Consider the following 14142-nt stretch of genomic DNA (forward strand, 5'->3'; position numbering starts at 1 on the left):
CCCCCGATGAGTGAGGAACGAGGGTCCGTATGCGCCGGTTCCCGTACCGTGCGCCGGGGGCGCGTGACCCCGGTCACGTTGGCCGGGCAAATCGGACACCATCTTTGTGCACGCGTTCACAAAGACATAGCCTGCATTCGACGGGGCGGTCATGTAGGGACGTATGACCGCCTACAGCCCCGCTCTACCCGCAGGAGCACCGTGGCAACTGGCCGAGCACACCGACCGGCGACCCGCAGCCGAGGGATTCCCGAGGCCACCGTCGCCAGGCTTCCGCTGTACCTCCGCGCGCTGACCGCGCTCTCCGAGCGCTCGGTGCCCACGGTCTCCTCCGAGGAGCTGGCGGCCGCCGCGGGAGTCAACTCCGCGAAGCTGCGCAAGGACTTCTCCTACCTCGGCTCCTACGGGACCCGGGGCGTCGGCTACGACGTCGAGTATCTCGTCTACCAGATCTCGCGTGAACTCGGGCTGACCCAGGACTGGCCGGTTGTGATCGTCGGTATCGGCAACCTCGGTGCCGCGCTCGCCAACTACGGCGGGTTCGCCTCCCGCGGTTTCCGGGTCGCGGCCCTCATCGACGCCGATCCGGGGATGGCCGGAAAGCCCGTCGCCGGCATCCCGGTGCAGCACACCGACGAGCTGGAGAAGATCATCCAGGACGACGGTGTCTCGATCGGCGTGATCGCGACCCCCGCGGGTGCCGCCCAGCAGGTCTGCGAACGCCTCGTGGCCGCCGGCGTCACCTCCATCCTCAACTTCGCGCCGACCGTGCTGAACGTCCCCGAGGGCGTCGACGTGCGCAAGGTCGACCTCTCCATCGAGCTGCAGATCCTCGCCTTCCACGAGCAGCGCAAGGCCGGCGAGGAGGCCGCGCCCGACGGCGTCGCGCCGCCGCCCGTCGTCGCCCGCAAGCGGCCGCACTCCACCGACCAGGGGCCCGACGGGGACGTACCCGCCGTGATGCCGGCATGAGCCTCCTCGTCGTCGGGCTGAGCCACCGCAGCGCCCCCGTCAGCGTGCTGGAGCGGGCCTCCCTGAGCGCGGACGCGCAGCTCAAGCTGCTCCAGGACACGGTCGCCGCCGAACCGGCCGCCGAGGCCGCGGTCCTGGCCACGTGCAACCGCATCGAGCTGTACGCCGACGTGGACAAGTTCCACGCCGGTGTCGCCGAGCTGTCCACGCTGCTGGCCCAGCACAGCGGGCTCGGCCTGGAGGAGCTCACTCCCCATCTCTATGTGCACTACGAGGACCGGGCCGTCCACCACCTGTTCTCGGTGGCCTGCGGGCTCGACTCGATGGTGGTCGGCGAGGGGCAGATCCTCGGCCAGATAAAGGACTCCCTGGCCCGCGCCCAGGACCTGCACACCGCCGGACGCCTGCTGAACGACCTGTTCCAGCAGGCGCTGCGCGTCGGCAAGCGCGCCCACTCCGAGACCGGCATCGACCGCGCCGGGCAGTCCCTGGTCACCTTCGGCCTGGAGCAGCTTTCCGCCGGAGCCGACGTCCAGCAGTGGGCGCGGGGCAAGAAGGCCCTGGTCATCGGCGCCGGTTCGATGTCCTCGCTGGCCGCCGCGACGCTCGCGCGTGCCGGGGTCGCCGAGATCGTGGTCGCCAACCGCACCTTCGAGCGCGCCGAGCGCCTCGCGCTCCTGCTCGAAGAGCAATATGGACAACGTCTTTCCGAGGGCGACGACACGGACGTGCTGGCCCGCGCGGTACCGATGGACGCGGTGCCGGGCGAGCTGACACGTGCCGACGTGGCCGTCTCCTGCACCGGCGCGACCGGACTGGTCCTCACGGCCGACTCCGTGGCGGCGACGGTCGCGGTCCGCACCGGCACCCCTGCCGTCGAGGCCGACGACGCCCGTCCGGCGGAAGCAGCGGATGTGGCGGATGCCGCTGAAACGCCACTGCTGGGCGCAGGCGCAGGCGCAGTCGCCGGTACCGCCACCGGTGGCGACGGCGACGAGAACTGCCCCCTGGACCTGTCCTCCGTCCCCTCCGGCTTCTCCGTCATGGGCGAGGCCGCCGTGGCCGGCATGGACGCCGCGACGCTGGAGCAGCACGGGGCGTGGGCCGCGGGCGGTACGGCGGTGGACCGGACGCGCGAGGCCGGACGCCCCGGCCCCGAGGCGGACGCCGAGCTGATCGACGCGCTCGCCGCGACGGCGACGCGCGTCGGCCGCATCCCCGAGCGCCGCCGCCCTGCGCCGGTCGCCGAGGTGCCGCGCCCGCAGCCCGTGCTCTTCCTCCTCGACCTCGCCATGCCGCGCGACATCGACGCCGCCGCGCACCGGCTGGGCGGGGTGCGCCTGGTGGACATCGAGTCGCTCGCCGACGCCTCAGCGGACGCACCGATGGCCGCCGACGTCGACATGGTCCGCAGGATCGTCGCCGACGAGGTCACCGCCTTCGGCGCCGCCCAGCGCGCCGCGCACATCACCCCCACCGTGGTCGCCCTGCGCAGCATGGCCGCGGACGTCGTGGCCGGCGAGATCGCCCGCCTCGAAGGCCGACTGCCGGAGCTCGACGACAAGCACCGCGCCGAGATCACCCAGACCGTCAAGCGTGTGGTCGACAAGCTGCTGCACGCGCCGACGGTACGGGTCAAGCAGCTCGCCGCCGAACCCGGCGGTGCCGGGTACGCGGACGCGCTGCGCACCCTGTTCGACCTCGACCAGGAGACGGTGGCCTCCGTCTCCCGCGCCGAGAACAGCACTGAGAAGAACCGAGGGCCGGCATGACTGAGAAGGCACTGAGGCTGGGAACCAGGCGAAGCAAGCTCGCCATGGCCCAGTCCGGGCAGGTGGCGGACGCCGTGAGCCAGGTGACCGGTCGGCCCGTTGAGCTGGTCGAGATCACCACGTACGGCGACACGTCGCGCGAGCAGTTGGCGCAGATCGGCGGCACGGGCGTGTTCGTCGCCGCGCTGCGCGACGCACTGCTGCGGGGGGAGGTGGACTTCGCGGTTCACTCGCTCAAGGACCTCCCCACCGCGCAGCACGAGGGCCTGGTGATGGCCGCCGTACCGGAGCGCGAGGACCCGCGGGACGTGGTCGTCGCCCGGGACGCGCGCAAGCTGACGGACCTCCCGCGCGGGGCCCGCATCGGCACGGGTGCGCCGCGTCGCATGGCGCAGTTGAACGCGTACGCCCGCACCCACGGGACGGAGTTCGAGACGGTCCCGATCCGGGGCAACGTCGACACGCGCATCGGATACGTCCGCAGCGGTGAGCTGGACGCGGTCGTGCTGGCCGCCGCCGGACTGAACCGGGTGGGACGCACCGACGAGGTGACCGACTTCCTGTCGGTCGACACGGTTTTGCCGGCCCCCGGCCAGGGGGCACTCGCGATCGAGTGCGCGGCGGACAACGCCTCGCTGATCGCCGCGCTCGGCGAACTCGACGACCCGTTCACGCGGGTCGCCGTAACCGCCGAGCGGTCACTGCTCGCCGCCCTGGAGGCCGGTTGCAGCGCCCCTGTGGGCGCGCTGGCCGACCTCCTGGCCGACGGGCAGACTGTCAAGGAAATGCGCCTGCGCGGCGTCGTCGGCACCACCGACGGCTCGACGCTGGTGCAGTTGTCCACCACCGGTCCCGTGCCTGAAACGCACGAGGCGGCACTCGCACTCGGTCGCGAACTCGCCACCGAGATGCTCGCCCAGGGCGCGGCCGGTCTGATGGGGGAGCGAGCACATTGAGCCCCACCGCCTTTCCCGCCGGTCCGGAACACGGGCACGTCACCTTCCTCGGTGCCGGACCCGGAGATCCGGGACTGCTGACTCTGCGCGCCGTGGAGGCGCTGTCGCACGCGGACGTCCTCGTCGCCGAGCACGAGGTGCTCGACGTCGTACGCACGCACGCGAGGCAGGGCGTGTCCGAGGTGCACACGGATGCCGATCCGTCGGATCCGGGCACAGGCGCGCCTCAGCTAAAGGTAGTTGACGGTGCGTCAGCCACCCCCGGCACTCCCGTTGTGCGAGATGCCGCACATCTTGTCATGGAGGCCACGCGGGGCGGCAGGCGGGTCGTGCGTGCCGTGACCGGGGACCCCGGGCTCGACGCGTACGCCGCCGAGGAGATGCTGGCGTGCGCCGCGGCCGGGGTGCCCTTCGAGGTCGTCCCCGGCATCGCGAACGCCGTCGGCGTGCCCGCGTACGCCGGTGTGCCGCTGCGCGACGCCGAGGGCGCCGACGTGCGGTTCGTGGACGCCCGTACGGCGTCGGACCGCTGTTGGACCGAGGTCGGCGCCTCCGACGGCACGGTGGTCGTGTCGACGACGCTCGACTCGGTCGCGGCGGCCGCCGGTGAGCTGGTGTCGGCGGGCCGCAAGCCGGACACCCCGCTGACGGTGACGATCGCCGGCACGACGACGCGGCAGCGCACCTGGACCGCCACGCTCGGCACGGTCGCCCAGACCCTGAAGCAGGCGAAGGTGCTGCCGTCCCCGGACGGCGGCCGCCCGGTGATAGCCGTGGTCGGCGAGCGCAGCGCCCCCGCCCGGCGCGACCAGTTGTCGTGGTTCGAGTCCAAGCCGCTGTTCGGCTGGAAGGTCCTCGTGCCGCGTACGAAGGAGCAGGCGGCGTCGCTCTCCGACCAGCTCAGGTCCTACGGCGCGGTCCCGCACGAGGTCCCGACCATCGCCGTCGAACCGCCGCGCACCCCGCAGCAGATGGAACGCGCGGTCAAGGGCCTGGTCACGGGCCGCTACGAGTGGATCGCGTTCACGTCGGTCAACGCGGTGAAGGCGGTCCGCGAGAAGTTCGAGGAGTACGGGCTCGACGCCCGCGCCTTCGCCGGCATCAAGGTCGCGGCAGTGGGCGAGCAGACGGCGAACGCCCTCATCGCCTTCGGCGTGAAGCCGGACCTGGTCCCCAGCGGCGAGCAGTCGGCCGCCGGTCTCCTGGAGGACTGGCCGCCGTACGACCCTGTTTTTGATCCCATTGACCGGGTCTTCCTCCCGCGCGCCGACATCGCCACGGAGACCCTCGTCGCCGGTCTGATCGAGCTGGGCTGGGAGGTCGACGACGTCACCGCCTACCGCACGGTGCGCGCCTCGCCGCCCCCGGCCACGACCCGCGAGGCCATCAAGGGCGGCGGCTTCGACGCGGTGCTCTTCACGTCGTCGTCCACGGTCCGCAACCTGGTCGGCATCGCCGGCAAGCCGCACAACGTCACGGTGATCGCGTGCATCGGCCCGGCGACGGCCAAGACCGCCGAGGAACACGGGCTGCGCGTCGACGTCATGGCTCCCGAGCCGTCCGTCCACAAGCTGGCGGAGGCCCTCGCCGACTTCGGCCTGCGCCGCCGCGCGGCCGCGGTGGAGGCGGGGGACCCGGTGACGCGGCCGAGCGAGCGGCGGCCGGGGGCGCGGAGGCGGCGGTCTTCTACGTGAGGTGACGCGGGGCGCCCCGGCCCAGGTGGCTCGGGGGCGCCCCGCTGGGGCCGATCGGTGATTGGACAGTTTGTCCCGGCGACACGCGGCAAAAGTCGCGTTTCTTCCGGGACGGACTGTCCAATCACTGGGGCACTCCGGCCCAAGCCCGTCCGTATCCGCCGCCCTCGAGGCCGTGCACCACAATCCATGGATACATGGTTCTGTGAATTCAGGCTTCCGTGTACTGTCGGTGGGGTGCTGACTCTCGCTGCTGACATCGAGGTGCTGGCGCGGTTCGGCCGCGCCCTCGCCGACCCGATCCGCTGCCGGATCCTCCTCGCCCTGCGCGAGGCCCCGGCCCACCCCGCCGACCTCGCCGACACCCTGGAGATCTCTCGCACCCGGCTGTCGAACCACCTGGCATGCCTGCGCGACTGTGGCCTGGTCGTCGCCGTCCCGGTCGGCCGCCGCACCCGCTACGAGCTCGCCGACGAACGTCTCGGCCACGCACTGGACGACCTGCGCACCGCCGTGGTCGCCGTCGAGGCCGACAAGACCTGCGTGGACGCGGACGAGACGGGCTGCTGCTGACATGACCGAGATGTCCATCGGCATGGGCCCTGCCCCGGCCCGCCGCGACGTCCTCGCCCGCCGGATACGGCTGCTGGTCGCGGCCACCATCACCTACAACGTCATCGAGGCGATCGTCGCCATCACCGCCGGCACGATCGCCTCCTCCACCGCCCTGATCGGCTTCGGCCTGGACTCCGTCATCGAGGTCTCCTCCGCCGCCGCGGTCGCCTGGCAGTTCTCCGCCCGCGACCATGCCGTACGCGACGCGCGGGAGAAGACCACCCTGCGGATCATCGCCGTGTCGTTCTTCGCGCTCGCCGCGTACGTCACCATCGACGCCGCCCGCGCGCTGACCGGCACCGGCGAAGCCGAACGCTCCATCCCCGGTATCGTCATCGCCGCCCTCTCCCTCGCGGTGATGCCGTTCCTGTCCGCCGCCCAGCGCAAGGCCGGCCGCGAACTCGGCTCCGCCAGCGCGGTCGCCGATTCCAAGCAGACCCTGCTCTGCACCTACCTCTCCGCGGTCCTCCTGGTCGGCCTCGTCCTCAACGCCACCCTCGGCTGGTCCTGGGCCGACCCGATCGCCGCCCTCGTCATCGCCGCCATCGCCGTCAAGGAAGGCCGCGACGCCTGGCAGGGCAAGGGCTGCTGCGCCACCCCGGCCACCACCACAGCGGCCCCGAACGCCGCCGTGGAGACGGACGCCTGCGGCTGCCGCCCCGGCTGCGACTGCTGCGGCGGCTGACGAGCTGGACTTCGCTGTGGCCCATTGGGCTGCCGTCCCGCAGGCGCGGCAGCCTGAACGAACCTGCGAGTCCTGAGCAGAAGACTAACGCCGCCGTGCGTCCGAGTCCGGGCGTCCGCCGGTCCAACACCCGCTCCGGTGTCGTCCACGTACGCACGTACCAGTCGGGTCAGTACGTCGTCATCGGTCATCACCTCGCCCAGCACCACCGGCTGTCGCTGACCGCGATCGGGCTGGCCACGCACATCCTGTCGCTGCCGGAGAGTGCCCTCGTCGACATCCGGAGCCTTGCCGAGCGTTTCCCGGAGGGGCGTGAGCGGATCGCTTCCGGCCTGCGGGAGTTGGAGGAGCACGGCTATCTGGAGCGTGTGCGTGAGCGTTCGGAGACGGGGCGTCTGGTCACGCGTACGTATGCCCATCACACGCCTGAGCGGGCGGTCGCGCCCGCCGTACGTCGGCGCGCGGTTGCGGTGGTACGGGAGGGCGGGAATGCCGCCACCACGGCAAGGCCGTCGCCCTTCTGGCGGGACCGCGCCGTACCGGCGAACGTCTCACGCTGTCCTCCCGAGACGTGAACACTCTGACCCCGAGTGTCATCCAGTGGTTTGAGAGAGGAGCCACGACCGGCCTCGTCCACCGGGCGCTGACCTCGGATCTGCCCGTGGAAGCGACGCGCCGCCGGTGTGTGACGGCTGCGAACGGGCGGGGCTACGGGCGGTCCGCCGGTCGGTGCACCGCCCCCAGGTCCAGCGGTGGGGCCGGTGGGAGTGGGCCGGGGCGGGACGGCGGGTGGGCCTGGAAGGACTGGAAGAGGTAGGTCAGGAGGCGGCGGGCGGCGGGGAGGGCGACCTCGGGGGGCTGGGTGGCCAGGCCGCTCACCGCCAGGAGGAGGAGAGGGATGTCGGCGGGGGCGAAGTCCTCGCGGAGCTGGCCGGCGTCGCGGGCGCGTTGGATCAGGTGGCTCAGGCCCTCCTTGGCGCAGGCGCGGTCGCAGGCGCGGTCGCAGGCGCGGTCGCGGTGCAGCGCTTCGGGGAAGTCCGTCAGGAACACCGTGTCGAAGCCGCGGTCCGTCACCAGCGTGGTGCACACCTTCTCCAGGAGCGTGTAGAGCCCGTGCCCCGGGTCGGGGTCGGACAGCGCCGTGTCGAAGAAGGCCGCGCACTCGGAGAGCTGGTTGTCGAAGGCGGCGGTGAGGAGTTCGGCGCGGGTCGGGAAACGGCGGTAGAGGGTGGCCACGCCAACGCCCGCCCGGCGGGCGACCGCGCTCATCGGGGCGTCCGTGCCCTGCGCCGCGAACACCTCGCGCGCGGCCTCCAGGACGCGTTCGCGGTTGCGGCGGGCGTCGGCGCGCAGGTCGTCCGGTCCATGGTGCGCGGGGGTGCGCTCGGGGGGTTTGTGAGAGGTGTGGGGTGCCATGTCTTCTCATTTCCGGGCAAGTGGATGGCATCGTCCACTTACGAGGTTAGCGTGGGCGGTGCAAGTGCATCGGCCGTGGTCATCGGCCCTCAGTCTGGAGGAGAAACATGCAGGATCTCTCTCGCCTGTCCGGCACCACGGCCCTGGTCACCGGGGCGTCGGGAGGCATCGGCGCCGAGTTCGCGCACCGGCTCGCCCGGCGCGGTGCGGACGTGGTCCTGGTGGCGCGGTCGGGCGACAAACTGGAGGGACTCGCCTCGTCCCTGCGTTCCGCGCACGGCGTGCGGGTCCTGACGCAGAAGCTGGACCTGTCCGAGCCCGGGGCGGCGGGCGCGATGTACGAGTGGAGCGTCGAGAAGGGTGTGGAGATCGGTTTCCTCGTCAACAACGCGGGCGGCGGGGTCGGCGGTGCGGCGGCGAAGGCCGACCCGGCGGCCGTCGCGGCGATGGTGCAGCTGAACGCCAACACCCCGGTCGAGAGCACCATCCGCTTCCTGCCGGGCATGGTCGAGCGGGGTACGGGGACGGTGGTGAACGTGTCGAGCGCCTCCGCGTTCCTGCCGACGCCGTACCTGGCGGGCTACGCCTCGGCCAAGGCGCTGGTGCGGTCGTTCACGCTGGCGGTCGCCGACGAGGCCGCCGGCTCGGGTGTCCGGGTGCTGGCGCTGTTCCCGGGAGTGACCGCCACCGGGCAGAAGTCCGAGGACGTGCTGCCCGAGATGGCGAGACTCGGCGGCATACGCACGCCCGAGCAGGTCGTCGGCACTGCCTTCCGGGCGTTGGGCTCGGGCAGGATCTCGGTCGTCGACGGACGTCGCTACGCCACGTTCGCCCGGCTGAACCAGCTCCTGCCGGAGCGGGCGGCCCTCGCGCTGGCACGGCGGTTGACGAAGCGCATCGCCGCGTTCTGAGGGGCCGTACCGTGCACCGAGAGGGGACGGCTGGTTCCTGGCCGCGTTGACAGTCCGGCGGGCCGGCGCGTGTAATGAGGGCGGTGCCGCGTGGCGCCGGTCAAAGAGCAGTGGGCCGGCCGGCGATCGGGCGAGCGCCCTTCAGTCAAGGGGTCCGTGATGCGTTCCTACTCCGCGCCCTGATTCCGAGTCGTCCGACGCAGCGCTTCCGCGCGTCGGCTCTCGTGCTTGTTCCCCGCCCTTCGTGCGCCGCGGCACGTGTCGTTGCCGTCCCGTGGCCTGCCGTTCCGGAGACACAGAACCGTATGCCCACGTCATTCCAGCAGTCCGTCATCGACGAGTTCCGCGCCAACGAGGGGAAGGTCGGCGGCCCCTTCGAAGGCGGCGACCTGCTCCTGCTGACCACCACCGGCGCCAGGTCGGGCTCCTCGCGGACCACACCGCTCGGTTACGTCCGCCACGAACACTCCCTCCTCGTCGTCGGGGCCAACCTCGGTGGACCGCGGCACCCCGGGTGGTACTACAACCTGCTTGCCCATCCCGTGGTCCGGGTGGAGGTGGGCACGTCGAGCTTCGAGGCGCTCGCGGTGCCCGCCGAGGGGGCCCGGCGCGAGGAGCTGTTCGCGCACGTCGTGCGGGCGGCGCCCGGGTACGGCGACTACCAGGCCCTCACCAGCAGGGCGCTGCCGGTCGTCGTGCTGGAGCAGGCCGAGCCCGAGGTGTGGGAGGGGCGGCCCCGAGAGGTGCGTACGCTCGCCGACAAGCTCCTGGAGGTGCACACCTGGCTGCGGGGGCAGGTGCGGCAGGTGCGGGCCGAGGTCGAGGCCCACTTCGCGTCCCGGGGTGGCGGTGGCGGTGGCGGTACCGGTACGTCGCCGGGGCTCGGGCTCCAGATACGGCAGCGCTGCCTCGCGTTCTGCCAGGCGCTGGAGTTCCATCACGTGAGTGAGGACGGGCACCTGTTCCCCGGGATCGCCCGGCACCACCCCCAGCTCACCGACGTCTTCGACCGGCTCGCCGGGGAACACCGCACGGTCGCCCGCATCCAGGGCGAGCTGGCGGCCCTGCTGGACGGTGTCGCCATCGCCGATCCGCCGCGCTTCCGGGCCGAGCTGGAGGAGATGTCCGCACAGCTCAACGCCCACCTCGACTACGAGGAGGAGGTGTTGCTGCCGTTGCTGGCCGACGTGCCGTGGCCGCCGGTCGCGCCGCCGGTCGGGTCTTAGGCGGACTCCAGCAGTTCCTTGAGCCGGGCCAGGTCGGCGGCGACCATGCCGGCGTCACGCTCGAAGTCCGCGTCGTTCGTCTCCGGCTGCCGACGGAGGGTGAACACCACCTCGCTTCCCGTGGCGTCGGCGATGACGCGGAGCGGGTTGTAGACGGTCTCCCCGGAGGGGAGCGTGACGTAGTGGTCGAGTACGCCCAGTTCGTTACGGGGGGCGAAGGCGACTGTGACCCGGCCCATGGGGGAGGACTCCGCGATCCATCGGTCACCGGCCCGCTCGATGGATCCGCCCAGGCCACGGGCCCAGGCGGGCAGGTTGGCGGGGTCCGAGGCGTAGGCGTAGACGTCGTCGAGGGTGCGGTCGACATGGATGCTGAGGTGGCGTGATTCCCTGCCGGTGGCGTTCATGGCAGCGACGGTAGCGGGCCGCCGGCACCGTTCTCTTGAACGAATCGGACACCGGCCCGGGCCGACTCGCCGTCGGCAAAGGCACGGGTGGGGCGGGCGTAGCGTAGGTGGTATGTCGACGTACGGATCCTTTCCCGGTACCCGGCCCCGGCGGCTGCGGAGCACTCCTGTCATGCGGCGGATGGTCGCCGAGACCCGGCTGCACCCCGCCGACTTCATCCTCCCCGCCTTCGTGCGCGAGGGCGTGCGCGAGCCGGTGCCGATCGCGGCGATGCCCGGCGTCGTGCAGCACACGCGGGACACGCTGAAGAAGGCCGCCGCGGAAGCGGTCGAGGCGGGGATCTCCGGCATCATGCTCTTCGGGGTGCCGGAGGACGGGAAGAAGGACGCGGCCGGGACGGCCGGTACCGACCCGGACGGGATTCTGCAGGTCGCGCTGCGCGATGTGCGGGCCGAGGTCGGGGACGAGCTGCTCGTCATGTCCGACCTCTGTCTCGACGAGTTCACCGATCACGGGCACTGCGGGGTGCTGGACGACCAGGGGCGCGTCGACAATGACGCCACCCTTGAGCGGTACGCCGAGATGGCGCAGGTCCAGGCCGACGCGGGCGCCCATGTCGTCGGGCCCAGCGGGATGATGGACGGGCAGATCGGGGTCGTCCGTGACGCCCTCGATCAGATCGGGCGGGAGGATGTCGCGATCCTCGCGTACACCGTCAAGTACGCCTCCGCCTTCTACGGGCCCTTCCGTGAGGCCGTCGGGTCGTCGCTCAAGGGCGACCGGAAGACCTACCAGCAGGACGCCGCCAACGCGCGGGATGCCATGCGGGAGCTGGCGCTGGACCTGGAGGAAGGCGCCGACATGGTGATGGTCAAGCCGGCCGGGCCCTACCTCGACGTCCTCACCAGGGTCGCCGACACCGTGGACGTGCCCGTCGCCGCCTACCAGATCTCCGGCGAGTACTCGATGATCGAGGCCGCCGCCGAGAAGGGCTGGATCGACCGCGACCGGGCCATCCTGGAGTCCCTCACCGGGATCAAGCGGGCGGGCGCGCGCAACATCCTGACGTACTGGGCAACCGAGGTCGCCCGCACGCTGCGCTGAGCGACCTGTGCCGGCCCTCCACACAGGGGGTGCGGGCGCGCGGACCCCTTCAGTACTCGAGCGCGTTCGCCGCGCTGGTCTGCCAGTAGGTGACCGTCAGCGCGGTGTCGACGTACACGCCGCCGGAGGGCAGCTTCACCGTGGCGATCGAGCCGTCCTCGAAGGGGATCGTGAGGGTGTTCGCGTCGTAGCCGTTCTCGCCGCTGCCGTCGGCGGACGACAGGAGCACGCCCGCGTAACCGGACTCGCCGGGGGCCAGCGTCGTCAGCGCCTGCGGCTGGCTGGACTCGGCGACGGGCGGCACCGACTGGGCCTCGCCGAACCGCGCCGCCGGGTACGGGGGCAGCGCGCACGTCTTCGAGCCGGTGTTGGTGGCGGTCAGCAGCAGGTGGTTGACCGGGCGGGGGGCGTTCGCCGCGGTGATCTGCACGTCGGAGGCGGAGCACTTGCCGGCGACGTCCGAGTCGGAGCCGCCGGAGCCGTCGCCTGCTCCCGCGCTGGAGCCGGAACCGCCGCTGCCGGAGCCGCCGCTGCCGGAGTTCGACGCGTTGTCGTTGTCCGAGGAACCGTTCGAGCCCGCTTCGCCGGTGTCGCCCTTCGCGTCGTCCGACGGCTGGGTGGTGTTTCCGTCCGCCGACGTGGAGGTGGAGGAGGCCGGCGCCGGGGAGCCCGTGACGTCGTCGCCCTCGCAGGCCGTCAGGGAGAGTGCGGCCAGTGCGACCGTGGTGGCGGCGAACAGGCGGGTGCGGGTGGTGCGTGCGGACATGGAGGTTCCTCTTCGGATGTGGGAGTGCTGGGAGTGGGGTGAGTCGCTCGACCGTTCACCGGGAGCGGCTGCTTGGATGACCACAGCTTGCGGCCGTGCTCGTCCCGGCCGCCAGCGCTGGGGGAACATGCGGGACGATGGGACGCCTGGAACGCTCTGACCTGCGGGAACAATGTCCCGCTGGGATGCGGTACGGGGATGCGAGGAGAGGGAGGAACGGTGGCGGGGGACGACTTCGCGGGGCTGCTGCGGGAGTTGAAGGAGCGGTCCGGACTCAGTTACGGGGTACTCGGCAAGCGGCTGCACATGAGCGGCTCGACCCTGCACCGGTACGTCAGCGGGGAGGTGGTTCCGGTCGAGTTCGCTCCCGTGGAACGCCTCGCCCGCGTGTGCCGGGCGACGCCCGAGGAACTGCTCGAACTCCACCGCCGCTGGATCCGCGCGGACGCGCTGCGCGGCGTGAAGAAGGAGGAGACCGAGGACGGAGAGGGCGGAGAGGGCGGAGAAGGTAGAGAAGGGGGCGAGGGCTCGGTCGGGGGCAGTGCCCCGCCCGCCCCGCCCGCACCGCCCGCACAGGACGTACCGGACGCACCGGATGCCACCCCGACCGCCCTCGTCGCACCCGGCCCGCCCCGCCGCCGGGTCCCGCGCGCCGCGCTCTACGCCGCGTCCGGCGTCGTCGCCGTCAGTGCCGCCGTGGCGCTCGTGGCCAACCTCGTGTCGAGCCCGGACGGCGACGGAAACCACGGTCCGGCCGGGGCCGTCGCGCGGACCTCCGCGTCGGTGTCCGGGACCGCGACCGGGACGGGGTCCCCGAGCGCGAGCGCCTCCACGTCCGCCCCGTCCGCCTCCGCCTCCGCGTCCTCGTCGACGTCTCCCTCCGCGTCACCGTCGCGTCCGGGCACCCCGACGCCGAGCCGCGAGGCAGCCGCCGGCGGCCCGGCGCTGACCGTGTCGACGACCCCGTACTACTGGGACCTGCCCTGCGACCACGCCTTCCTGGTCGACCGCAGCCCGCAGAACGTGCCGAAGCCGCCCCCTCAGCAGGACGCCGTCGGCTGGGCCACGCCCCTCAACGCGGTCTCCGCGAACCGGCAGACGGTCGTCCTCACCGTGCAGGGCACCGGCCCGGAGACGGTGGTCCTGGAGGACCTGCACGTCCGGGTGAAGAGCAGCGGACCGGGGCTGGACTGGAACCAGTACGTGATGGGCAACGGCTGCGGCGGCCAGGTGCACACCACGGCCTTCGACGTCTCGCTCGACCTGGGCACCCCGACGGCGACGCCGATCGGGGGCCAGCGGGACTTCCCGTACAGCGTCAGCGAGTCCGACCCCGAGGTCTTCCACGTCAACGCGCACACCAGCGCCCACGACGTGAGCTGGGAGCTGGAACTGGAGTGGTCCAGCGGCGGCCGGCACGGCACGACGCTCATCGACGACGACGGCAAGCCGTTCCGCACCAGCGCCTCCCGGGACGAGTCCTACTACGCGTACCCCCTCGGCAGCGACGCCTGGGAGCTGGTCGAGGGCGGCTGAGACGGGACCAGGGCTCCGCCAAGTGCACGCGGGGACTAGGTTGTTGGCCGACAATCCGGTTCGCTTCGGTTCACTTCGCTT

14 protein-coding genes are annotated in these 14142 nt (G+C 72.1%); 11 read left to right on the top strand and 3 right to left on the bottom strand.

All coding sequences use genetic code 11. The features are described from left to right. Positions 1-201: 201 nt before the first annotated feature. The 7 genes from KUM40_RS26125 to KUM40_RS26155 all read left to right on the top strand — a co-directional run bounded on the left by KUM40_RS26125 (position 202) and on the right by KUM40_RS26155 (position 7269). Positions 202-972: a redox-sensing transcriptional repressor Rex gene (locus tag KUM40_RS26125; protein ID WP_217168641.1), complete on the top strand. Its 771-nt coding sequence runs from the start codon at positions 202-204 to the stop codon at positions 970-972. Continuing rightward, positions 969-2744 carry a glutamyl-tRNA reductase gene (locus KUM40_RS26130; RefSeq protein WP_217168642.1) on the top strand — a complete coding sequence of 592 codons (1776 nt, stop codon included), beginning with the start codon at positions 969-971 and terminating at the stop codon, positions 2742-2744. The genes KUM40_RS26125 and KUM40_RS26130 overlap by 4 nt, the downstream gene beginning before the upstream one ends. After that, a complete protein-coding gene (gene hemC / locus KUM40_RS26135; RefSeq protein WP_217168643.1) occupies positions 2741-3700 on the top strand; it encodes a hydroxymethylbilane synthase in 960 nt (319 codons plus the stop codon). Before KUM40_RS26130 ends, hemC begins: the two co-directional genes overlap by 4 nt. Then, positions 3697-5394, top strand: coding sequence for a uroporphyrinogen-III synthase (locus tag KUM40_RS26140; RefSeq protein ID WP_217168644.1), 1698 nt, complete (start codon positions 3697-3699; stop codon positions 5392-5394). Before hemC ends, KUM40_RS26140 begins: the two co-directional genes overlap by 4 nt. Before the next feature lie 237 nt (positions 5395-5631). Next, entirely contained in the window at positions 5632-5967 is a 336-nt protein-coding gene (locus tag KUM40_RS26145; protein WP_217168645.1) for a helix-turn-helix transcriptional regulator, read from the top strand. Between the two features lies 1 nt (position 5968). Next, a complete protein-coding gene (locus KUM40_RS26150; protein ID WP_217168646.1) occupies positions 5969-6694 on the top strand; it encodes a cation transporter in 726 nt (241 codons plus the stop codon). Positions 6695-6789: 95 nt separating this feature from the next. Beyond that, a complete protein-coding gene (locus tag KUM40_RS26155; RefSeq protein WP_217168647.1) occupies positions 6790-7269 on the top strand; it encodes a helix-turn-helix domain-containing protein in 480 nt (159 codons plus the stop codon). Between the two features lie 133 nt (positions 7270-7402). On the opposite strand, the gene KUM40_RS26160 is transcribed toward KUM40_RS26155, so the two are convergent. Beyond that, a complete protein-coding gene (locus tag KUM40_RS26160; RefSeq protein ID WP_217168648.1) occupies positions 7403-8110 on the bottom strand; it encodes a TetR/AcrR family transcriptional regulator in 708 nt (235 codons plus the stop codon). Between the two features lie 107 nt (positions 8111-8217). Between KUM40_RS26160 and KUM40_RS26165 the strand changes: the two genes are divergently transcribed. Together KUM40_RS26165 and KUM40_RS26170 are read left to right on the top strand one after the other, a co-directional pair. Then, positions 8218-9021, top strand: coding sequence for an SDR family oxidoreductase (locus KUM40_RS26165; RefSeq protein ID WP_217168649.1), 804 nt, complete (start codon positions 8218-8220; stop codon positions 9019-9021). Positions 9022-9326: 305 nt separating this feature from the next. Further along, complete coding sequence (locus KUM40_RS26170) at positions 9327-10247, top strand: nitroreductase/quinone reductase family protein (RefSeq protein ID WP_217168650.1); 921 nt, start codon at positions 9327-9329, stop codon at positions 10245-10247. Here the strand turns inward: KUM40_RS26170 and KUM40_RS26175 are convergent. Further along, positions 10244-10654, bottom strand: a complete 411-nt coding sequence (locus tag KUM40_RS26175) for an SRPBCC family protein (protein ID WP_217168651.1) — start codon at positions 10652-10654, stop codon at positions 10244-10246. The genes KUM40_RS26170 and KUM40_RS26175 overlap by 4 nt on opposite strands. 112 nt (positions 10655-10766) lie before the next feature. On the opposite strand from KUM40_RS26175, the gene hemB reads away from it, so the two are divergent. Beyond that, positions 10767-11759, top strand: a complete 993-nt coding sequence (gene hemB / locus KUM40_RS26180) for a porphobilinogen synthase (protein WP_217168652.1) — start codon at positions 10767-10769, stop codon at positions 11757-11759. Between the two features lie 49 nt (positions 11760-11808). Here hemB and KUM40_RS26185 read toward each other — a convergent pair whose 3' ends face one another. Then, complete coding sequence (locus KUM40_RS26185) at positions 11809-12525, bottom strand: DUF4232 domain-containing protein (RefSeq protein WP_217168653.1); 717 nt, start codon at positions 12523-12525, stop codon at positions 11809-11811. Between the two features lie 219 nt (positions 12526-12744). On the opposite strand from KUM40_RS26185, the gene KUM40_RS26190 reads away from it, so the two are divergent. Further along, entirely contained in the window at positions 12745-14061 is a 1317-nt protein-coding gene (locus tag KUM40_RS26190; RefSeq protein ID WP_217168654.1) for a helix-turn-helix transcriptional regulator, read from the top strand. The last annotated feature ends 81 nt before the right edge of the window (positions 14062-14142 follow it).

It is taken from the genome of Streptomyces sp. AC512_CC834 (assembly GCF_019049325.1).
Lineage (GTDB): Bacteria > Actinomycetota > Actinomycetes > Streptomycetales > Streptomycetaceae > Streptomyces.

Bases quoted from the DNA above. Each gene is read 5' to 3' on its own strand.
- KUM40_RS26130 (WP_217168642.1), top strand. From the start codon at position 969: ATGAGCCTCCTCGTCGTCGGGCTGAGCCACCGCAGCGCCCCCGTCAGC.
- hemC (WP_217168643.1), top strand. From the start codon at position 2,741: ATGACTGAGAAGGCACTGAGGCTGGGAACCAGGCGAAGCAAGCTCGCC.
- KUM40_RS26150 (WP_217168646.1), top strand. From the start codon at position 5,969: ATGACCGAGATGTCCATCGGCATGGGCCCTGCCCCGGCCCGCCGCGAC.
- KUM40_RS26160 (WP_217168648.1), bottom strand. From the start codon at position 8,110: ATGGCACCCCACACCTCTCACAAACCCCCCGAGCGCACCCCCGCGCAC.
- KUM40_RS26165 (WP_217168649.1), top strand. From the start codon at position 8,218: ATGCAGGATCTCTCTCGCCTGTCCGGCACCACGGCCCTGGTCACCGGG.
- KUM40_RS26170 (WP_217168650.1), top strand. From the start codon at position 9,327: ATGCCCACGTCATTCCAGCAGTCCGTCATCGACGAGTTCCGCGCCAAC.
- KUM40_RS26175 (WP_217168651.1), bottom strand. From the start codon at position 10,654: ATGAACGCCACCGGCAGGGAATCACGCCACCTCAGCATCCATGTCGAC.
- hemB (WP_217168652.1), top strand. From the start codon at position 10,767: ATGTCGACGTACGGATCCTTTCCCGGTACCCGGCCCCGGCGGCTGCGG.
- KUM40_RS26185 (WP_217168653.1), bottom strand. From the start codon at position 12,525: ATGTCCGCACGCACCACCCGCACCCGCCTGTTCGCCGCCACCACGGTC.